The 22608-nt window shown below is 45.4% G+C and carries 17 protein-coding genes; 6 read left to right on the top strand and 11 right to left on the bottom strand.

Annotated elements, in window-relative coordinates; genetic code table 11:
* Positions 1-2: 2 nt before the first annotated feature.
* From EOD41_RS01805 to EOD41_RS01775, 7 genes are all read right to left on the bottom strand, one after another.
* Complete coding sequence (locus EOD41_RS01805) at positions 3-944, bottom strand: DUF5777 family beta-barrel protein (RefSeq protein WP_127703068.1); 942 nt, start codon at positions 942-944, stop codon at positions 3-5.
* 1 nt (position 945) lies between these two features.
* Positions 946-1506: a YceI family protein gene (locus tag EOD41_RS01800; protein ID WP_127703067.1), complete on the bottom strand. Its 561-nt coding sequence runs from the start codon at positions 1504-1506 to the stop codon at positions 946-948.
* A 4-nt stretch (positions 1507-1510) separates the two neighbouring features.
* Entirely contained in the window at positions 1511-2725 is a 1215-nt protein-coding gene (locus EOD41_RS01795) for a hypothetical protein (RefSeq protein WP_127703066.1), read from the bottom strand.
* Complete coding sequence (locus EOD41_RS01790; RefSeq protein ID WP_127703065.1) at positions 2725-3360, bottom strand: RNA polymerase sigma factor; 636 nt, start codon at positions 3358-3360, stop codon at positions 2725-2727. The genes EOD41_RS01795 and EOD41_RS01790 overlap by 1 nt, the downstream gene beginning before the upstream one ends.
* 144 nt (positions 3361-3504) lie before the next feature.
* Positions 3505-6222 (bottom strand): PAS domain-containing protein, encoded by a 2718-nt coding sequence (locus EOD41_RS01785; protein ID WP_127703064.1) that lies wholly within the window; start codon positions 6220-6222, stop codon positions 3505-3507.
* Between the two features lie 74 nt (positions 6223-6296).
* Entirely contained in the window at positions 6297-7079 is a 783-nt protein-coding gene (locus tag EOD41_RS01780) for an NIPSNAP family protein (RefSeq protein WP_127703063.1), read from the bottom strand.
* A 25-nt stretch (positions 7080-7104) separates the two neighbouring features.
* Positions 7105-7395 (bottom strand): YciI family protein, encoded by a 291-nt coding sequence (locus EOD41_RS01775; RefSeq protein ID WP_127703062.1) that lies wholly within the window; start codon positions 7393-7395, stop codon positions 7105-7107.
* 156 nt (positions 7396-7551) lie between these two features.
* Between EOD41_RS01775 and EOD41_RS01770 the strand changes: the two genes are divergently transcribed.
* From EOD41_RS01770 to EOD41_RS01760, 3 genes are read left to right on the top strand one after another with little or no spacing between them, the layout of a single operon-like run.
* A complete protein-coding gene (locus tag EOD41_RS01770) occupies positions 7552-8721 on the top strand; it encodes a galactokinase (protein WP_127703061.1) in 1170 nt (389 codons plus the stop codon).
* Positions 8722-8747: 26 nt separating this feature from the next.
* Entirely contained in the window at positions 8748-9281 is a 534-nt protein-coding gene (locus tag EOD41_RS01765) for an RNA methyltransferase (protein ID WP_127703060.1), read from the top strand.
* Positions 9278-9925 carry a YdeI/OmpD-associated family protein gene (locus EOD41_RS01760; protein WP_127703059.1) on the top strand — a complete coding sequence of 216 codons (648 nt, stop codon included), beginning with the start codon at positions 9278-9280 and terminating at the stop codon, positions 9923-9925. Before EOD41_RS01765 ends, EOD41_RS01760 begins: the two co-directional genes overlap by 4 nt.
* On the opposite strand, the gene EOD41_RS01755 is transcribed toward EOD41_RS01760, so the two are convergent.
* Positions 9926-10702: a DUF2231 domain-containing protein gene (locus EOD41_RS01755; protein ID WP_127703058.1), complete on the bottom strand. Its 777-nt coding sequence runs from the start codon at positions 10700-10702 to the stop codon at positions 9926-9928.
* Positions 10703-10919: 217 nt separating this feature from the next.
* On the opposite strand from EOD41_RS01755, the gene EOD41_RS01750 reads away from it, so the two are divergent.
* Both EOD41_RS01750 and EOD41_RS01745 read left to right on the top strand, forming a co-directional pair.
* Positions 10920-11558 carry a 3-keto-disaccharide hydrolase gene (locus EOD41_RS01750; RefSeq protein ID WP_127703057.1) on the top strand — a complete coding sequence of 213 codons (639 nt, stop codon included), beginning with the start codon at positions 10920-10922 and terminating at the stop codon, positions 11556-11558.
* Positions 11559-11590: 32 nt separating this feature from the next.
* Entirely contained in the window at positions 11591-14458 is a 2868-nt protein-coding gene (locus tag EOD41_RS01745; protein WP_127703056.1) for a PVC-type heme-binding CxxCH protein, read from the top strand.
* A gap of 224 nt (positions 14459-14682) precedes the next feature.
* Here EOD41_RS01745 and EOD41_RS01740 read toward each other — a convergent pair whose 3' ends face one another.
* A complete protein-coding gene (locus EOD41_RS01740) occupies positions 14683-15705 on the bottom strand; it encodes a glycerophosphodiester phosphodiesterase (protein ID WP_127703055.1) in 1023 nt (340 codons plus the stop codon).
* A 197-nt stretch (positions 15706-15902) separates the two neighbouring features.
* Here EOD41_RS01740 and EOD41_RS01735 point away from each other — a divergent pair, with 197 nt between their 5' ends.
* Positions 15903-16316: a hypothetical protein gene (locus EOD41_RS01735; RefSeq protein WP_127703054.1), complete on the top strand. Its 414-nt coding sequence runs from the start codon at positions 15903-15905 to the stop codon at positions 16314-16316.
* 78 nt (positions 16317-16394) lie between these two features.
* Here EOD41_RS01735 and EOD41_RS01730 read toward each other — a convergent pair whose 3' ends face one another.
* On the bottom strand, positions 16395-17879 hold the full coding sequence (locus EOD41_RS01730; protein WP_127703053.1) for a glutamate synthase subunit beta: 1485 nt from the start codon (positions 17877-17879) through the stop codon (positions 16395-16397).
* A gap of 4 nt (positions 17880-17883) precedes the next feature.
* Entirely contained in the window at positions 17884-22407 is a 4524-nt protein-coding gene (gene gltB / locus EOD41_RS01725; RefSeq protein ID WP_127703052.1) for a glutamate synthase large subunit, read from the bottom strand.
* Positions 22408-22608 lie beyond the last annotated feature (201 nt).

Genomic DNA, 22608 nt, shown 5'->3' with positions numbered 1-22608 from the left:
TTTTAGTAGTTTGATTTGTCTTTATTTCTTTTATTGGGGCCGAAGGAGAACATGCGTGAAATGGTGAAGCCAAACCTGAACTGCCCTTTTCCCCAGGACGATTCAGTGTCGCTTAAGTAATTAAGCTCGGATATGGCTTTCGCGTTGGCAAAATCAATAGTAAAAACGTGCCCGCCTGTTTCTATTTCGATGCCAACGGCAAGCGGATCATAGAACTTTGGGCTGTTACTGTTTTGCCTGAATGATGAGAATGGGTGCGAATAATCAACCACAATACCCATACGTTTGGTGAACTTATAACGCGCTGCCGCGCTGAGTGCGAAAAACTGCTGCTCGTTTCCCTCAATAAAAGGAAACGGCAGGTTGTTGCGGATAAAAGTCGGCGATATTTGCAACGAGAACCTCGATGAAAATTTACGGGCTATGATGGCCTGTGCCATATATGAAAGCCGGTTGGTGTAATCGTCGAACACCTCAGTAGTTACTTTATAAGGCTTTAAACCCATTTTGCCGGCAACCGTTAAGGCAAATGGTTTACTATTATCGGCAGTTTGTTTTAGTATGGCGTATTTGAGGCCCAGCTCAAGCATTTGTTCAAACTTGCTGCGACCGAACTGCACATCCAGCTTATCGCTTATGCCGTATTCAAAACCAATGTAGATATCACTCGAATTATCAAGCCCCCACAGCGTAGAGCTGCCGCCGTCGCTACCGCCGATATCACCAAAGCGGTGTATCACCAGAAAGTTCAGGTTATTCTTTTTAACCGTCTCGGTAGTTTGCGAATATATTAGCCTCGATGCCTTGAAGGTAGCTATCACACTTTCTTCCTTTTCACCTTCGTTAAGCATGTTCATTGCCGAATCGGTAGCCGTGGTGTCTGTTTGGGCCCTGGCAATGCCAAGGGTTAAAATCAACACAAAAAACAGGAATGCCTTTTTCATATTATTTAGCTTGATTATTTAAAGGACTATAGGTGGCTGAAACGGTCATTTTTATAGTTTCAGCAATTTTTTTAAATACCAGTTTTGGAATCTCGATATTATGGTCTGCGCACCGAACCATAAACTCTGATGACATGCTTACCGAACCATTATTGACATTGACGGTGCCTTTAACCGTACGGTTCTGCTTCACGCCATGCACATCAAGCACGCCACTCACTGTTACCGGGAAGCTGCCGTTGGCGTTTACATCTATTTTTTCATTTATCTTTCCTCTGAATGATGCTTGCGGATACTTATCGCTTTCCATATAGTTTTCATTAAAATGTTCCTGCATCAGCGACTTCGGGAACTTGAACGAACGTATGGCCACGTTAAAAGCCAGTTCACCGGTAGCAGGATTAAACACCGATTTTCCGGCGTTTGATTCGGCCTCAATGTCCTCAAGCGGCGCGCTCGAGTATAGCGTTATCCGTACATTTTTGCACGCGTAGAGCCCTGCCGGTGCATCGTCTTTTATTAATCCGGCCACCAGCGCTATTATTACAAGCAGATGTTTCATGGTGTTACTTTGGTGTTTTTCCTATATTCCAGTTTAGTCCGGCGGCTATGCCCGCGCTGCGCAGCCGCACCTGTCCGTATCCTATGTCTGTCAATGGTAATTTCATAAAAGGCTGTATTGAAAGCCCTATTTTCGGGTTCAGCTGCCGCTGATATGTGGCCTGAAGGTTCAGTACGCCCAGTATATGCCTGTTTTGATTACTTACGCTGAATGAATTGCCCTGCGTACCGTTATACCCTACCCCGCCGGTGTACGTATAATTTTCGCGCAGCATAAAGTATGACGATAAGCCTGCACCCAAGCTAATGCTGTTGCGTTGTTTGCTGTACACCCGGTAATCAACATTAAGCGGGATGTCCAGCACCCGGCAGTCGGCCATAACATCCTGATTTACGGTGCTTATCTTGTTATAATAACTTACATTGCGAGCCAGGCTTGCAGCATAAGGTTTCACCGCATACAACGCACCTGTACTTACCGACACTTTACCAAAGGTTGCCGAAAACATCAACCCTACATTGCTGCCTACTTTACTGTTATTGAAAGCGCTTACCGCATTTATATCGGGCGAAGCCAGTACACTTAAAGTATAAACAGGCTGTGTTTTTATCGCTTCAGCTTTAACCTTTTTTTCTACAGATGGCTTCTCTTCAAGCTCATCCGCTTTTGCTAATACTTCCGGTTGTTTCGCTACTGTATCGTTTTGCCGGGCGACTGGGTTTTGCGCCAATATTTCCGCTGTTTTTGCAGTATCGTTTTTGTTCAGCACAACAGCTTCTTCTTTCTTTACCATAGGCTTAGGTACAAAATTTACCGGGACCGGATTATGCCTTCCCGGCACAACCCGGCCTGCGACCCCTTTTGCAGTTCTCCCGGCAAATACCTGTTTTTCGGTTGTGGTAATGCTATCTTCATCGACAGGTTCAGTATTTTTAGAAGCTGATTGAGGCTTCGATTGCATTTTAACCTTGGCTATCTGTGCTTTGTCATTCCTGGCAGCTTGCTTATTGTTTAAGTACCACCATCCTAAAGTAAGTAATAGTATGGCGGCAATGCCCCCGGCTATACGCATCCATATTACAACAGGGCGTGTGCGACCTTTATCCAGCATTTGTTCCATGGCACTCCAGTCTTCCTCACGGAAGTCAATATGCTGATCGTTGTTTTGCATCGCATCCTTAAAAAAATCATCTAAATCCCTGTCTTTACCCCTTTCCATCACCTTAAATTGTTTCTGAAAAAACTATTAATATCCAGGTAGTTCATCACGATGATAGGTGAATAACCTATACTGCCGTTAAAGTCTGTTCTGTCATGTATTCTGTTCGCTTCAGCTATCATTACCTTCAGTTTTTGCCGTGCCTTATGCAGGTTTGATTTTGACGCCCCTTCTGATATTTGCAGCATCATGGCAATTTCTTCGTGCGTGTAACCTTCTATGGCAAACAGGTTAAAAACCGTGCGGTAAGCCTGTGGTAACCGCTGTACCATACGTAAAAGGTCATTATAATCAAGCCGCCTGTCGGGCAGTACATTGTCGCTAACGTCATAGGCTTTCTCCAGATCTTCGGTATAGCCGGCCTTCGCGTTTATGCGGTAATGGTCAATTGCCGTATTGGTCATTATCCGTCCCAGCCATATTTTAAAAGGCCGGCTGCTATCATACTTACCCAAATGTTTAAACACTTTAAAGAACCCCTGATTCATTACCTCGGCAGCTTCATCCCTGTCGGCCGAATAGCGCAGGCAAATGCTCATGGCATAACCGTAAAACAGTTTGTACAACTGTTTTTGGCTGCTCCTGTCCTGCCGCATGCAACCGCTTATAAGCGCTTGTAATTTTTCTTCCGTCATGTAAGGGGCCTGTAATCGGTTATTAATTATTCATGGCTGCTGCCTGTTGTAATTATCAATCAACAGCAATTACGCCGGCTTTAAGCAAAGGGTTGCCTGCACCTGAATATTTTCAGAAGAAAATTAAGAATAATATTGATTTAATTAAGCCTGGGTTACAGGTGATGCCGGCAAAGCAAAACAAAAAGTTGAGCCCTTGCCTTCAACGCTGTTTACCCATATCCGGCCATTCTCGCGTTTGAGAATTTCTGATGAGATATAAAGGCCTAAACCAAGGCCCGGGAAGGTATGTTGTTTATCGCCGCTAACTCGATAAAACTGCTCAAAAACAAGCTCCTGCTTATCAGCAGGTATACCTACACCAAAATCCTGCACGCAAAGCTGAACTTCGTTTTCAGTTGATATTGAGCTAACGATGATATTGCCGGGCAGAGGTGAGTACTTGATAGCATTTGATATCAAATTGGTAATAACCTGCGCAATACGGTCGCGGTCGGCATGTACAGTGCCTGTATAGTTTACATTGTTGATAAGCACATGTTTTTCGGTAGTGCGCTGCAGCTCTTCAATTACTTCAGCAACCAATTCATTAAAGGCAAAAACCCTGTCGTTAAACTGAAGCTTACCCGAATTGATCTTGGTAACATCCAGCAGATCACCTATCAGGCTGGTAAGGCGGTTTACCTGCGCGTCCATCTTGGCTATCATGGCAGCTTCCCGCTCATCGCCTTTTTGCTTCAGCATACGCTCGAGTACCTGGGTGTAGGCTTTTATGCTGGTAACAGGCGTTTTAAGTTCATGACTGGCAATGCTGATGAAATCATCCTTTTGCTGCTGAAGATTTTTATGATCGGTGATATCAAAGCTTACACCTATTATCAGCGCGGGTTTGCCTTCGTTGGTATAACGCACTTTTCCCGATGCTCTTATCCAGTGTACGCTTCCATCCGGGCAGATGATCTGGAACTCCTCGTTATACGAATTTTTGTTTTTGATAGCCGAACCTACAGCCGCCCTTACCCTTTCACGAAATGCAGGTGCAACGGTATTTATTAAATCACTGAACGTGAATTGTTCACGGTCTTTCAAGCCAAAGTCTGATTTGAACTGCTCGTTACAAATAATCTCACCAGTTTCAATGTTCAGTTCATACGATCCCAGATTACCGGCTTCAAGCGCTAACTCAAGCCGCTGGTTTATTTCGCGCAGTTCTTCTTCGGCCTGTTTGCTTTCGGTAATGTCCACAGCGGTTCCTAATAAACGCAGCGGGGTTCCGTTATCATCATATATAACTTTACCAACAGCACGCATCCAGCGGATAGAGTTATCGGGCCAGATGACACGTGCAATATACTTAAGACGTCCTGTTTTTAATGCTACTTCATGTGCAATACGACGTGTTTCAAGGTCTTCCGGATGTATTACTGAAACGTAATCGCGGTGTGTACTACTGACATTTAACCCGAATATCTGATCAAACCTTGGTGATGTGATAATACCTGAGGTTACAAAATCAAGATCATATGTCCCCATTTCCACGGCATCCATAGCCAATCGGGCGCGTTCTTCGGCATCCTGAATCTTTTGACTTGACAGTACTTGTTCAGTAACATCTGTAGCTACTGCTATAACACCTATTATTTCGTCTTCATTCCTGAAGGGTGCATAAACAAAATTAAGGTAATGTATTTCCATTACATCCCCGCGTGGTAAAGCCACCGGGCGTTCGTTAGCAACAAATCGCTCACCGGTTGTAAGCACCCCGATTAATAGTTCTTCCAGCCCCTGCCCTTTAACTTCTGATAATCCGTCAAACAATGGTTTATTCAGCATTTGTTCAGCTGTTTTACCCCAAAGCTCATATATTGGATCGTTGGCAACCTCTACTATAAATTTCGGTCCCTTAAGCACACACATAGCTACAGGCGCCTGTAAAACCATCGCCTTAAAATTGCTTTCGCTGGCAACAAGCTGACGCCGGGCTATGCTATCATCAGTAATATCCTGTACAGTGCCGTTAAGGCGATAAGCATCACCGGTATCATTAAAAAAGGCTTTACCCTTAGCCCTTACAAACCGCTCCTGACGCGTAACCGGGTTAATAATGGTATATGAAACATCATAACCGCCTCCTGATGATTTTTGCAGTGACTGCTCAATAGCTTGAGTAACCCGGGCTCTGTCTTTTTCAGCAATAGCGTTTAAGGCTGTAGTTAAATCAAGTTCGGCATCAGCAGGTAGGCCAAACCAGCTTTTAAGACGTGCGTTGCCAAAAAACTTATTGGTTACAGGATTATAATCCCAGGTACCTAATTCACCTGCATCAATAGCAAATTCAAGCTCGTCGCGGCTTTCTTCAAGCCGGCTTAATGTTTTAACTTTTTCGGTAGTTTCATTACAGGTAACAAAAACACCGGCAGCCTTTCCGGTTTCATCAAATACCGGGCTGTAACTAAATGTCCAATAAACATCTTCGAGCCTGCCGTTACGATAAATGGGCAGTAGCTGATCTTCATACCAGCTGGCCTGGCCCTTTTCAAGTACATTATCAATTAAGGGCTTTATAAAATCCCATATTTCGGGCCAGCACTCTTCCCCTTTTTGCCCCATGGCAGCAGGATGCTTACCGTTGTAGCCCAGGCTTGGGCGGTAAGCGTCGTTATAAAAACATATAAGCTCAGGTCCCCAGAAAAGAAACATCGGGAACTTAGTATGCAGGATAAGACCTAAAGTGGTTTTAAGTATTTGCGGCCATTCGTCTACAGGGCCAAGTGAGGTTTCGCTCCAATTGATGCTACGTATCAGATCGCCGCACTCACCACCATCAGCCAGAAAAGAAAAATTAGTATTGGTTTCCTGCATTTACGCCTGAGAAGTATTCGTAGCTAAAGATATGACTTTAGTTGAGAATAAATTAGAAAGAAAGTTTTTAAACCTCAAAAATCAGAATACTCAGCAGATTTCAGGAAGGTAATATCAATTTTAGACACATTGTTTTTATATTCTTCTTTAGCGCTCAGCGTTTTCCATGCCGCGTCGTTACCAAAAGCTTTCCAATTGGCTTCACGTGCCGCGGCATCGGCATGAACGGTCATGTACATCAGGTTAGGCATACGGCTACCCGCAACCACCTGACTGTAAAATACTGCATTAAAACCTAAACGCTTGAATATAGCTATCTCATCTCCCGCGTTAAACATGGCCACTTTATTTTCGTGATATTTTTCGGTAGCACTTTCATAGCTGCGCAGTTCATACACCCTGTCGGCCTTGTTGCCGGTAAGCGCAGGCACAGCCGGTGAAGGCATACCCGAAAAGGCTTTCAGGATAATCACTTCCAAACGGTTGTATGGCGAAGCATTATAGGCAGCGTTTACATAGCTGCCTGCAGCTGTAGTGTAAGCTTTATCTGCCGATACCTTTTCATCAAGGCTGCCGGCTTTATCAAGAGATGCAACCGGGATAAATACATAAATACGACGGTCGGTAGTGTCTTGCCCGAAAGTGCCAAACACACCTGCTTGTTTAACACCATTGCGGTGGAGTGCAGGCAGGTACGCTTTTTCAAGGTATTGGTGCAGCGCCGCCTCTTGCTGCGGCGTTTTATAATGATACACTTTCAGAATGTAATAGCTTTGCGGATTTTTGCTATAGGCTGATAGGAAGCCTGTAAATAGTATGCAAACGGCGAAGGCCGCGGTTTTAAATAATGTTTTCATCAAGTTTATAATTGTTTGTTTACCGTTAAATATCGGCTAAACGGAAAGGTTTTACATCCACGGTTTCCCAAACCTTTTGGGTGATATAGGGCTCACGCTGTTTCCAGGCTTCCAGTTCTTCTTCAGTTTCAAACTGCAGCATCATTACCGAACCTATCATCTTTCCTTCAGTGTTCAGTATAGCTCCTCCTGCAATAAAGTTACCTGATGCTTTAAGTTCACGCGCACCGTCAAAATGATGCGGGCGCACGTTCATGCGGCGCTGTAAAGCGTCGGCATCGGTATAATCATAAGCGGTAACTACGTATTGGTTCATAACAGGTCAAACTTATCAGTTTTGAAACAACATTTGCAAACTGATGTTTCACTTAAATAGCTTGGTAACAGATTTTATACAACGTTTTTTTAACAAAAATATAATAACTGTATTTTTTACATATATTTGCTGTTACTAACATTTTCACACTAAATTATGAAGGAGCAACTGCAGCAGGAGTTTTATACTATTTACAACAAAAACGCCGAACACGAATTTTTCTCTCCGGGACGTGTAAACCTTATAGGTGAGCATATTGACTATAACGGCGGCCTTGTACTTCCATGTGCTATTACCTTTGGCACGTACCTGTTAGTATCGCCGAACAATGAGGGCGTTTTTCGTTTCCGCAGCCTTGATTTTAAAGAACAGGCTGACATACCTGTGCAGGAAAGCTACACTAAAACCGGCGAAAGCTGGTTCAACTACCCGCTGGGTGTTTTCAATTACTTTATACAACAAGGCCATCAGTTGCAGGGCCTGGATATGCTTTTTTACGGCGATATTCCAATCGGCTCGGGCCTTTCGTCATCAGCATCAATTGAAGTGGTTACCGCTTTCGCGCTGAACCACCTGTTTAACGCCGGTTTTACCAAGCTGCAGTTGGTACAGTTATCGCAAAATGTTGAAAATAAATTCATCGGTGTTAACTGCGGCATTATGGACCAGTTTGCCGTTGCCTTCGGCGAAAAGAACAAGGCGCTGATGCTTAACTGTGCAACCCTTGACTATACTCCTGTTGATACCAACCTTGGCGATTACCTGCTGGCCATCATCAACACCAATAAACCCCGTAAACTCGCCGAATCAAAATACAACGAGCGTGTGCAGGAATGCGCGGCTGCTTTGAAAACTTTACAACAGGAGCTGCAAATAGTAAACCTTTGTGATATCGATGCCGATACCTTTAATAAATACGAGCATTTGATAGATAACGAAGTCGTTAAAAATCGTGCACGTCACGTTATTGAAGAAAACGACCGTGTGAAACTTGCCGCCGAAGTATTGTCACAACATAACCTTGACGAATTCGGCAGGCTGATGTATGCTTCGCATGATTCGCTGCGCGACCTGTATGAGGTTAGCGGAAAAGAACTTGACGCCGTAGCCGAATACAGCAAAACCAACCCGGATGTGGCAGGCGCGCGTATGACCGGCGCAGGCTTCGGCGGATGCGCTATTGCTTTGGTTAAAAAAGATGCTTTTAATAAGTTCAGCACCGAGCTTATACAATACTACACAGATAAAATTGGGTACGCGCCATCAGTTTACAGCTCGCTTATTGGCGATGGCGTTGGCTTACTGAAGCAGGCAGTTGATTTTTAGTTTTACATTTGCGGTAATTAATTACCATGCGCAAACTAAAACTTGATGAACTGAACCGGGCGACGGTTGACGAATTTAAAGTACAGGATAAACTGCCCGTAACCGTAGTGTTGGATAACATCCGCAGCATGCATAATATTGGTTCGGTGTTTCGCACGTCTGATGGTTTTGCGGTTGAGCAGTTGATACTCTGCGGTATCAGCGCGCAGCCGCCACACCGTGAGATAGAAAAAACCGCCCTGGGGGCCACACAATCTATCAGCTGGAAATATTATGCGGATACCATTGAAGCGGTAAATGAGTTGCGTGCCGCAGGCTACAAGATCATCGCCATTGAACAGGCCGAGAACAGCATTATGCTCGATAGCTTCATTCCTGTTCAAGGTGAAAGGTATGCGCTGATATTCGGTAACGAGGTAAACGGCGTGAGCGATGAGGTAATGAAAAATATCGACGCGTGTATTGAGATACCCCAGTTTGGCACCAAGCATTCTTTTAACATTGTAGTTTCGGCGGGCATTGTGCTTTGGGACTTTTTTTCCAAATTGCACAAGCCATGAGTAAACTATCGCAACGCCTGCAAATGAAACCCGGCACCCGCTGGGCTTTAATTAACCCTCCGGCCAATTATGCCGCCGTGCTTGATGTACCTGAAGACGTTACCATAAACGCAGTTGATACTGCCGGACTTAACGGTATTCAACTATTCGTCCAGAATAGCGAAGCGCTGAAAATATCCCTTAAGGCTTTAAAACCTTTTCTGAAACCTGATACTATCTTCTGGGTGATGTATCCGAAGAAAAACACCCTGCCAACCGACCTGCAAATGACCCGCCACTGGGGCGTTATGGACGAGATAGGCTGGCGTCCCGTACAATCCGCAGCAGTTGATGATACCTGGACGGCATTACGCTTCAGACCGGTAGAACTTGTTAAACCATCTGATACAAATAACGCGGCGATTAAAGCAAATCAGTTTGCAGAGTTTATTAATCCTGAAAAAAGGACTGTTACCCTTCCGCCCGAATTATCAGCCGCATTAACTACAACTGCTATCGATATTTTCGAGAAGCTTGCCTATACCCATAAAAAGGAATACGTGCTGTGGATACTTACTGCAAAGCAGGAACAAACACGCCTTAACCGGATTGAAAAGATGCAGCAAATGCTGCTTGGAGGAAAGAAAAACCCGTCGGACAAATAATTACAGCACCAGGTACACCTTGCCGCTGCTTTCGTTTACGGTATAAGTGCTTATCCCCTCTTTAGCCGGGCCGGCCTTTACCGCGCCGGTTGTACAGTCGAATTGCGAGCCATGCCATGGGCACTGCACCGTTCCGCAAATCATCATGCCGCCTGCAAGCGAAGCCCCGCGGTGGGTGCAGCGGTCGTCAAATGCGACGTATGCCTTTTCTGTTCTTGCCAATACAATGCGTTTGCCAGCTACATGCAGCAGCTTCATCTGGTCGGTTTTTAATTCGTCTGCAGAAGCAACCTCAATACTGCCTGATGCCTGATTGAAATAAGCTTCTTTCCACTTACCTGCATTAGCATAACGAGGGTCAACCCCTATCTGGTTACGGTAAACCAGTGTACCGCCAAGCCATCCCGAAACGAACAGCAGAACAACGCCAATGCCCTCGAGTATCAGCACAGGTGTTATACTGTTACTGCGTATATAAAGCGCTATTGCGAAAAATATGACAACGGTAAAATTTAACAGTCCATGCTGAGTTGCACGCTTTTTACCTGAGCTTTTGGGCGGCACAACCGCATAATAATCAATTATGCCCGGAACAGCGGCAGCCAATGCCGATACGATTCCGGCGATAGCAAGATATTTACCCGTTTGCCAGAACGATTCGTTATCATTGATAACCGACAACACATCGAAGACAAAAGCGCCAATCAGGAACGCGATTGGAAACGCAACCAAAATCGGGTGCAGCGGATGTCCTTTAAAACTTGCCCTGCTTTTCATTATGATCGTTTTGTAAACAGAACATCACTTCCCCGCTAATGTTTTCACTGTATATACATGTGCCTGTTGGTTAAAAATTTCGTTACTAAAGGCAAACTTTTCAACACCTGCTTGCAGTTATTCTCATTAAATCCTTACTTTTATCGCAATCGATTGCACAATCATTTAAACCAATATCTGCTCAGCAGCCAATTTATTGAACAATATCCATTTCAAAATGAAGATATTATACGTTTTGCCATTGTTAGCCGTATTGTTTCTTGCAAGCTTTATATCCGTATCGCCATACAAAAATATCCGCTTGTTTGATGGTAAAACGTTTAACGGCTGGGAAGGCGATACGGTAAATACCTGGCGCATAAGTAACGGCATGCTCATTGGCGGCTCTGTCGACAGGATGCAGCCGCATAACGAGTTCATCAGCACTACCGGCACCTATAGCAATTACATTCTTCGTTTAAAATTTAAACTATCAGGTACAGAAGGTTTCATCAATTCGGGCGTTCAGTTCCACAGCAAACGCATCAGTAATCCGCCGTATGAAATGACCGGTTATCAGGCCGATCTTGGCGATGGCTTTTGGGGATGTTTGTATGATGAATCACGCAGGGATAAGATACTGGTAGCACCGGATAGTAACCTGATAAAAAAAGCATTGCGCCGCGGCCAGTGGAACGATTACGAGGTGTATTCAAACAACGGCCACATCCGTATAACGCTTAATGGCACGCAAACCATTGATTATACCGAGCCCGACAAAAGCATCCCGCAAAGCGGACACATTGCCCTTCAGCTACACGGTATGGGCAAAACCGAAGTATCATACAAGGACATCATCCTTCAGGAAATAAAATAAGCAATCACACTCAACAATATAATTCTAATTACATGAACTTTAAACGATTACTCTCAGCTTTGTTGATTTGTATGTGCATAGTGCCGGCAACTACTATGGCACAAACAGGCAGCACTGCACCGGCCGACCGTGAGTACACCCTTGAAGCCACCATGCTTGGCTACATGGCTACCGACGGAACCCGCAACCCGATACTTAAAGCCCACAAAGGCGACCGTGTACGCATAAACCTGGTGAACGGCGAAACCATGACGCATGATATCACCATGGAAAAGTTGGGCATAAAAAGCAAGGTACTGGTTGAAAAAGGTTCAAAAACCAGTATCACCTTTGTCGCGCAAAATAACGACACCTATTTTTGCTCGATACCCGGACACCGCGCCGCGGGCATGGTTGGCTCATTCGAGGTGGTTGAAGGGCCTATAGAAAACATCGTCACCATAAAAGGACAACTGCCGCAAAAAAATGGCAAGCCGCTTAACCTCAACTTTGAAACAGGCACCTTGCAAGATTGGACAGCAAAAGGCGACGCTTTTAAAGACCCGATTATTGCGCAAGACCCATCCCCTATGCACGAAGCGAACATGCGCATAGGCATTGCAGGGCGCTTCTTTTTAAGCAGCGGCGGAACAAAAAACCATAAACTTACCGGTACGTTAACCTCAGTTCCGTTTAAGGTGACACAACCATACGCGGCGTTCCGCGTTTCGGGGGGCGCGCTGCATGATACACGTGTGGAACTTGTTCGTGCCGATAATGACAGTGTATTCTTTCAAATCACCGGATCAGGCCGCGCTACATTGCAGCCTGTTGTGGTTGATCTGCAAAAGCTTAAAGGAAAAGACATGTACATCCGTTTAGTTGATAACGAGACCGGCATATCACAGATACCATATATTCGCAATGATGTAATGGCGCACATCAATTTTGACGACTTTTTATTTTATACCGAACGCCCCAACTTTCCTAATGAACTAAAACAGGAAGACATCATCATACTTCCGCCGCTCGACGTAGTAAAATATGCCGGTTTATCGGGCGATAGCGCAGCCAAGGTAATGACCGTTCCTGCCGGATTTAAGGTGACATTAGCTGCTTCGGAACCGCAGATTATCAAACCCATTGCCTTTTGTATGGACTGGCGGGGAAGGCTTTGGGTGGTTGAATCGCACACCTACCCTGTTCGTGCGCCTGAGGGTCAGGGCCGTGATAAGATATTCATCTTTGAAGACACCAACGGAGATGGTACGCTTGACAAAAAGACCGTGTTTATGGAAGGCCTGAACCTTGTAAGCGGCATCGAAGTAAATACAACCGGCGTTTATGTAGGCGCCGCGCCTTACCTGCTGTTTATTCCGTTGGATATCAAAACCGATAAGCCTGCTGGTCCGGTACAAACCCTGCTTGATGGCTGGGGCCTTGAAGACACCCACGAAACGCTTAACGGCTTCCAATGGGGGCCCGATGGTTGGCTGTATGGCACGCAAGGCGTATTCACACAATCGAGCGTAGGCGCACCGGGCACTCCCGACAGCCTGCGTGTTAAGCTGAATGCCTGCGTTTGGCGTTATCACCCCGTGACTAAAAAATTTGAAGTATTTGCCGAAGGTACCAGCAACCCGTGGGGTATCGACTTTAACGATTACGGCCATGCCTTTGTGTCGGCCTGCGTGATACCGCATCTGTACAACATCTTCCCGGGCGGACGTTACACCCGCCAGTGGGGGCCACATGCCAACCCATATACTTATATTGACATTACCACCATGGCAGATCACGTACACTGGATTGGCGAACGCGGTCCGCACGCGGGTAATTTCCGTTCGGGGCCTGTAGGTGGAGGCCACGCGCATGCGGGAGCTATGGTTTACCTTGGCAGCGAGAACTGGCCTGCCGAATACCGAAGCGACCTGTTTATGAATAACATACACGGCGCCCGTGTAAATAACGACCATCTGATACGTAAGGGTTCAGGCTATCTGGGCACACATGCGCCCGACTTTTTAATGGCAAATGATACCTGGTCGCAATGGCTAAACTTCCGTTATGATGCCAGCGGCTCGGTGTGGGCTATTGACTGGTACGACAAAAACCAGTGCCACAGCCCTAACCCTGATGTGCACAACAAAGTACTCGGCCGTATCTTCCGCATCAGTAACGATAAAGACAAATGGGTACAGGTTGACCTGTCAAAAGCGACCGATATGGAGCTGGTGAACTATCAACTTAACAAGAACGACTGGTATGTGCGGCAGGCACGCCTGATACTGGAGATGCGCGGGCCTAATAAAAAAGTGCACAATGCGCTTAAAAAGATCCTGAACGACAATCCGGATGATACCCGTAAACTTCGCGCATTATGGGCATTGCATGCTACACAAGGCACCAATGAAAAAGACCTGATAAAATTACTGTCGAACCAAAGCGAATACATACGTGCATGGGCTGTACAACTGATATCTGAAGGCCGGAATGCTTCTGATAAAGCGATGGACAAATTTGCAGATATGGCGAAAAGCGATACTTCGGCATTGGTTAGGTTATACCTGGCCGGAGCAATGCAGCGCACACAATCGGCCAAACGCTGGGATGTTGCCGAGGCGTTGTACAAGCATGCCGAAGACGCCGAAGACCATAACCTGCCGGTGATGGTTTGGTACGCATTTGAGCCGCTTGTTCCGTTGGATATTAACCGTGCTATTAACATAGCCATGCAGGCACAATTGCCAAACGCGTTAAAATTCACTGTACAGCGTATCGGCGCTATGGATACCCCTGAATCAAAAAAAGCATTAAGTGATCTTGCAGCACGTATTGAAAAATCAGAACATGCACACCATATGATGGACGTAACCGATTTGATCCATAAGCTACTGGAAGCTCCTGAAGCGAAAAAGTAAAATTATTTGTACCAACGCGCAAAGAAGCCCCAGATAAAGGGGCTTTTTTGTTATCCATTATAATTTTGTCATGCTGAGGAACGAAGCATCCATCCGCTAAAGAAGCTTTTCGTAACTTGTTCGGCCAATTTACCAGGTGTTGACGGTGTTGACTCTGTTGACTCTGTTGACGGTGTTGACTCTGTTGACTCTGTTGACGTCAACACCTACACAAATATGGGATATTACTTTCCCTTCACCTTTTCTAACAGTATCTCCGGTTCGTTAGTAGTGATATGATCGGCTCCGGCTTTCAGGTAAGCATCCATTTTTTCGGGTTCGTTCACAGTCCATATATCTACGTCGATCCCGTTTTTATGGGCATCGTTTATCAGGTTGCTATCCTTGTCGATCACACTGAAATGATAATCAAGCCCCCACATTTTGTCAGCTTTTAGTTCGACAGGAGATTTATCGCCGTTGAGGTAAGCTACTTTGGCAAACGGGTCAAGTTCAATAATTTTCTTGCAGATATTATAATCAAAACTGATGTACAGCATCCAGCCCTGGCATTTGTACTTACGGATGATATCCATACATTTTTCGGCCAGTTCTTCGCCGCGTTGTTTACCCAAGCCAGATGGCTTAAGTTCAAGCACCAGGTGCGTAGTGTTCTGTTTAATAGCTTCCTGAATATACTCTTCAAATAAAGGCACATGGTCACCATTTTTTAGTTCGATAGCCTGTAATTCGGCAACTGGGGTTTCTTCAATCTTTTTGCCACCAATATGGTCGTCATGCGAAAGCACCGGAATGCCATCTTTTGATAACCATACATCAAATTCAGAGCCTTCGCAACCCAGCCTTATAGCATCTCTGAGAGATGTTAGTGAATTCTGACTGCCTGCATTGTTCTTCCAGGCACCACGGTGGGCTACCACTTTGTTATAGTTAAACCTATCGGTAACCAATACAAATTCCTGCTTTTTATCCTGATATTGAATGGTAATATTGTACTTGACAGCAGATGGTTTCGCGTCATTCTTTAACAATACTTCGCCATCTTTATTTACAGAAAACAAGCCTGAAGTATCTTCAACCAACCTCGCCCCCTTGGCAATACCACCAGAATATATTTTAGCGATAAGCTTATCCTTACCATTAATTGCTAATTTGTAATTATCTAAAAACAAAGACTTTTGCTGTGATTTTGCTTCGTTGTTAAACATCAGTGTGGCAATAAGGGCAATGCCGGTAAATAAACGCATAGTACAAGTTGTAAATAGATGATGAATTAGTTCTTAGACCTAAAATCTAATATGCAGCAAATATATCCTGTTTGCTAATTTAGTTAATCAATGCCTCCAGGTTGTTACATTAAGTTATTGTTAACAGGAATTATCAGCACATAAATTATATTTGAAAGGAAATGTATTTAAATCACAGACACCTTCTGAATCTTGTATTGCTGATCACACTTTTGTATTCATGTGAAAACGGCACAAAAACCAATCAATCCGCAGAAACCTTCACCCCAATATTAAAGGATACAACAAAATTTCCTTATAAACGCTTAGATAAACGGCTTGACGTGAAGGACACCACGATAACAGTTGCCTACGCGGCAACTGGATGTAGCTGTGCGCAATGGGCTCTTAAACATTCATCAGAATATGAATATATTTATCTTGAACCTAAAAATACAAGCATAATCAATGCTGATAGTTTACTTGATGGCGAACATCTATTTCAGCTAAGCTTAAAAGGACGATTTTATAAAGTTAAAGGTTATCCGGAAAATTATGATCCCGGTAAGGGGGCAGGTGAACCGGCAAGAGTACTTAAATATGAAAGGATAAAGATCCTAAAGAAATATTAGCCACAAAAAAGCCGGGTGCAAATGCATCCGGCTGGTATTTAGTTTTACAATTAGTTCTCCTTAACTACTCACCCTTCACTAATACGCCTGCTCAAATTGGTTTACACCGTCTTTGCTTTCCAGTATCGAGTGGCCCATCAGGAACTCATCAACTTTGCGTGCGGTTTCGCGGCCTTCAGAAATAGCCCATACCACCAGCGACTGTCCGCGGCGCATATCACCTGCAGCAAACACTTTACTAACGTTGGTACGGTAAACGCCTTCTTTAGCCTGTACGTTTTTACGCTCATCAAGTTGAACGCCAAGGCTTTCCAAAGCACCTTGAAACTGCGGGTGCAGGAAGCCCATTGCCAGGAATACACGCTGACAAGGTATTTCGCGCTCGGTGCCTTCAATCTCCTTAAACTTAACCGGGCGGCCTAAAAAGTCGACTTCCCACTCAAGGTCAACCACTTTTACAGCACGCAGGTTACCGTCTTCGTCACCCAAAAATTCTTTTGTGTTGATGCCCCAGAAACGCTCGCAGCCTTCCTCGTGTGAGCTGGTAGTTTTTAACACCGCCGGACCAGGGAAGTTTGGCCATGGCATACTGCTTGGGCGGCTTTCTCCCGGTTTAAACATTACTTCGAACTGCTTGATAGAGCGTGCGCCCTGACGATTTGAAGTACCTACACAGTCGCTGCCGGTGTCACCCCCGCCAATCACGATCACGTCTTTATCGGTCGCCAGGATATTTTCGTTGGTTATCGGGCTGCCGCTAACACGTTTGTTTTGTTGTTTCAGGAAGTCCATAGCGAAATGGATGCCTTTGAAGTGTCGACCGGGAATGTTCAGGTCTCGTGGAATGGTTGACCCGCCTGCAAGTACCACGGCGTCGTTATTACGCACCAGTTCTTCTGCAGAAATATCTTTGCCAACCTCGGTATTGCATTTAAATACAACACCATCTTCTTCCATTACCTTAACACGGCGTTCAACAACCCATTTTTCCAGTTTGAAATCGGGTATACCGTAACGCAGCAAGCCACCCGGATGATCGTCACGCTCGAAAACCGTAACCGCATGACCAGCTTTTGCCAGTTGTGCAGCAGCGGCCAAACCTGCAGGTCCTGAACCTACTACCGCTACTTTTTTACCAGTTTTGTAAAGCGGCGCGGTAGGTTTCACCATGTTTTTTGAGTAAGCAATCTCAATGATATGCTTCTCAATCTCCTCAATAGCAACCGCCGGTTTATTTATGCCCAGTACGCAGGCCGACTCGCATGGAGCCGGACATATCCTTCCTGTAAACTCGGGGAAGTTGTTGGTTGACGATAATATCTGGTAGGCCTCCTGCCAGTTTTTGCGGTAAACAGCATCATTAAACTCAGGGATGATATTACCCAGCGGGCAACCCGAATGACAAAACGGTATACCGCAGTTCATACACCTGGCCGACTGCTGATTAAGTTTTTCTTCGCTGTACAGACCTACAAACTCATTATAATTTTTAACACGCTCGGCTGCCGGCGTTTTAGCGGGAAGTTCCCTGTTAAATTCCTGAAATCCTGTTGGTTTTCCCATCTTATTAACCGATAGTCTGGTATTCTAATTTTTCAATAACTTTTTTATACTCTTTCGGATATACTTTCACAAACTGGGTTGATACTTCGTTCCAGTTGTCAAGTAAGCCCTGTGCAACTTTGCTTCCGGTAAGCTGAACATGTTTACGTAAAAGGGTAAGTATATCCTCAACGTCCTTATTGCTAAGCGGATCAAGGTCAACCATCTCCATGTTGCAGTTTTCAGCGAAAGTATTATCAGGGTTGTATACCCATGCTATACCGCCACTCATGCCTGCCGCGAAGTTCCTTCCTGTTTTACCAAGGATTAGCGCACGTCCGCCGGTCATGTACTCACAACCGTGATCACCGATACCTTCTACAACGGTAGTTGCGCCAGAGTTACGCACCGCGAAACGTTCGCCGGCCATACCGCCTACAAACAGTTCACCCGAGGTAGCACCATATAAGGCAACGTTACCGATGATTATATTTTCAGACGGATTAAAGGTTGCTTTTTCTGACGGATAAATAGCCAGTTGCGCACCCGACAGGCCTTTGCCTACGTAGTCGTTAGCTTCACCTTCCAGTTCAAACGATATACCTTTTGCTGCAAACGCACCAAAGCTTTGTCCGGCAGAACCCTTGAACTTGAAGTTGATGGTATTATCAGGTAATCCTACCGAACCATATTTCTTCGAGATCTCATTTGATAACATGGTACCGATTGTACGGTCGACATTCACAGCGTCAAACGTAGCATACACCGGTGTTTTATCTTCAAGCGCAGGTTTAGCGGCTTCAAGCAGTTTCCAATCCAGTATGTTTGCCATACCATGATCCTGGCTTTCGCTGTTGTACAGCGTTGCGCCTTTGCTGTTGGTAACCGGATGCAAAATGCCCGACAGATCAACTGTACGTGCTTTCCAGCTCTTGATGTTATCTTTTACTTTCAGAAACTGAACACGGCCTACCATCTCGTTAACGGTGCGGAAACCAAGTTCGGCCATCACCTCACGGAATTCTTGTACCAAAAACTTAAACAGGTTAACCACATGCTCAGGGTCGCCGCTGAACAGTTTACGCAGTTCAGGGTCTTGAGTGGCCACACCAACCGGGCATGTATTCAGATGACATTTACGCATCATGATACAGCCGCCTGCAACAAGGGCCGCAGTTGCAACACCCCATTCTTCGGCACCCAATAATGTCGCGATAGCAATGTCACGGCCGGTTTTCAGCTGACCGTCTGTTTGCAATACCACACGGCTGCGTAGTTTGTTGCGAACCAGTGTTTGATGTGCTTCGCTTAAGCCAAGTTCCCACGGTAAGCCTGCGTGTTTTATCGAGCTTATTGGCGATGCGCCTGTACCACCGTCATAACCGGCGATTAAAATAACATCAGCGTGTGCTTTTGCAACACCAGCTGCTATTGTACCTACACCTGCTTTTGATACCAGCTTAACGTTGATACGTGCTGCACGGTTAGCATTTTTAAGGTCGAAGATCAGCTGAGCCAAATCTTCAATTGAGTAAATATCGTGGTGCGGCGGCGGCGAGATCAAACCTACACCCGGTGTAGAGTGACGGGTTTTAGCAATCCAGTCGTCAACCTTGTGGCCAGGCAGCTGACCACCTTCGCCCGGTTTTGCGCCTTGCGCCATTTTTATCTGTAATTCATCCGCGTTGGTAAGGTAATTTGATGTTACCCCAAAACGTGCCGAAGCTACCTGCTTAATTGCCGAGCGCATTGAGTCGCCATTGGCAAGCGGAGTGTAACGGATCTCATCCTCACCCCCTTCGCCGGTATTGCTTTTACCGCCAATGCGGTTCATCGCGATAGCAAGCGTACTGTGCGCTTCATGCGAAATAGAACCGAATGACATAGCACCTGTAGCAAAACGCTTCAGGATGCTTTCTGCCGGTTCAACCTCATCTATGCTTATCGGTTCACGGTGGTGCGCGAAATCAAACAGACCACGGATAGTAAAATGTTTCTCGCCCTGCTCGTTAATTACCTTAGCATAGTTTTTATAGATCTCGTAATTGTTGGTACGTGTTGCATGCTGCAGCAAGTGTACAGTTTGCGGGTTAAACAAGTGCGCCTCGCCCCTCCGTTTCCACTGGTAAATACCACCTTCAGGCAACAAACGGGTTTCGTCGGTTTTGTTTGAGTTGAAGCCCATGCGGTGCTTGGTAAGCGACTCGCGTGCTATTTCGTCCAAACCTAAACCACCGATGCGGCTAACCGCTCCGCTGAAATACTTGTCAACAACTTCTTTGTTGATACCAAGTATCTCAAACACCTGCGAACCATGGTACGACTGCAGGGTCGATATACCCATTTTTGAGAAGATCTTAAGCAGGCCGTCGTTAACTGATTTTACATAGTTTTTATGTAATTGCTTAACATCAAGGCTTGTTTCAAGACTACCGTTTTCTTTTATTGTTTCGATAGTTGATAAAGCCAGATATGGGTTGATTGCCGTAGCACCGAATGCCAGCAAGCAGGCAAAGTGGTGTACTTCCCAAACATCTCCCGATTCAACTACGATTCCTACCGCACCACGACGCCCCCTTTTTATCAGGTGGTGATGTACTGCTGATACAGCCAGTAATGATGGTATTGGCGCGTGCTCCGAGTCAACCGCACGGTCAGACAGGATCAACACTTCAAATCCGTCATCTACCGCATCTTCTGCATAACGGCAAAGCCTTGCTATACCTTTTTCAAGTGAGCCGGGCAGGCCATCAGCCTTAAAATATGTTTGCAGCGTTTTGGCATGGAACAAACCGGTATCAATACTGCGCAGCTTTTCAAGCTGGTGATTTTTTAATATCGGATGTTTAAGCGTTACGCAATGGCAATGCATTTTATCCTCGTCAAGCAGGTTGCCGTTGTTACCAATAAAGGTGGCAAGGCTCATTACCAAACGCTCACGTATCGGGTCGATAGGCGGGTTGGTTACCTGCGCAAAGAATTGTTTGAAGTAACTTGACAGGTGCTGTGGCTTGTCTGACAATATTGCCAGCGGCACATCAGTACCCATTGAGCCTACAGGTTCTTTGCCATCCAATGCCATCGGTTTAATGATGGTATCGATATCCTCGCGGCTGTAACCGAATACCTGCTGGTAACGGTAAACCGAATCGGCACTAAGTGAAGCAAACGCTAAACGTGGTTCGCTAAGTTCGTTCAGGCGGATCTTATAATTTTCCAGCCAGCGGCCATAAGGTTGACGCGATGCTACCTGGTGTTTAATTTCTTCATCAGTGATGATCTTACCTTGTTCTGTATCAATCAACAACATTTTACCCGGCTGCAGGCGGCCTTTTTGGATAACGGTGCTCTCGTCAATCACCAATACACCGGCTTCTGAAGCGGCAATTACCTTACCTGTGCTGGTAATGGCATAACGCAGCGGACGAAGGCCATTACGATCCAACACCGCGCCAACCAGTTTACCGTCGGTAAAGCTGATAGCAGCAGGGCCATCCCATGGCTCCATCAGGGTAGCGTGGTATTCGTAGAACGCCTTTTTAATCGGGTCCATTTGCTCGTTACCGTCCCATGCCTCAGGTATCAGCATCATCATTACATGCGGCAGCGAACGGCCGGTGTGCAACAATATCTCAATGATATTATCAAGGCATGCCGAGTCTGACTGGTTATTATCAATCACCGGCAGCAGCATCTCCATCTCCTCGCCGGTAAAGTATGACGAAGCCAATGATTTTAAGCCGGCATAAAACCAGTTAAGGTTACCTGTCAGGGTATTAATCTCACCGTTATGCGCTATCAGGCGGAACGGCTGTGCCAGTTTCCATGAAGGGAAAGTGTTGGTTGAGAAACGCGAGTGTATCAACGCAAAGCCTGAGGCCACACGCGGATCGGAAAGATCAGAGAAATACTTACGCAACTGGTAAGTAGTAAGCTGACCTTTGTATATAATAGTTTTTGCCGAAAACGAGGTGAAATAAAAATGCTCACCTGCTTTGGGATATTGCTCGGTAACAGATTTATTAATGTAACGACGCAGTACATACAGCTTGCGTTCGAAATCATCAATATTGGTGATGTGGTGCGGACGCGATACAAATACCTGCTCGGCATCCGGCTCGGCGCTGCGGGCGGTTTCACCTATTACTGTTGAATCGGTAACCAGCTTACGGTAACCCAACTTATGCAGGCCCAGTTTTTCAATAGCGTTATCAATAATAACGCGGCAAGCTTTTTTAAGGGTCGAGTCTTTTGGAAAAAATATCATACCCACACCATACTCACCCGGTTCGGGCAGGCTGATCTCAAGGTTTGAGCATTCTTCCATCAATAGTTCGTGAGGCAATTGTATTAAAATGCCTGCACCATCGCCCGATTCGGGGTCACAGCCGCAGGCGCCGCGATGCTCCATGTTCTCCAACATAGTGAGCGCGTTATCTACAATGCTGTGTTCTTTATGCCCGTTAATATTGGTTATAAAGCCGGTTCCGCACGAGTCGTGTTCAAATTCTGGACGGTAAAGTCCCTGGGGGCTATCAGTTTGATTCATAATAAAAATAAAACCGTTTTATTAGGGTATAACCACGAAGATACTTAATGAGACATACATTTAAAATATGCTCAAAATTTTTACAACATTGTTAATACGCGCTTAACAAAACGGCATAATTTTAACAATTTATTAATTTAACGCCAATTTTATTAACTACTTTAAATAATTTAGATTGATTATAAAATCAAAATTATATTT

Source organism: Mucilaginibacter limnophilus, assembly GCF_004005815.1.
Classification (GTDB): Bacteria; Bacteroidota; Bacteroidia; order Sphingobacteriales; family Sphingobacteriaceae; genus Mucilaginibacter; species Mucilaginibacter limnophilus.
Note: the sequence above shows the minus strand (reverse complement) of the source record. Positions and strands in the feature narration are given on the sequence as shown.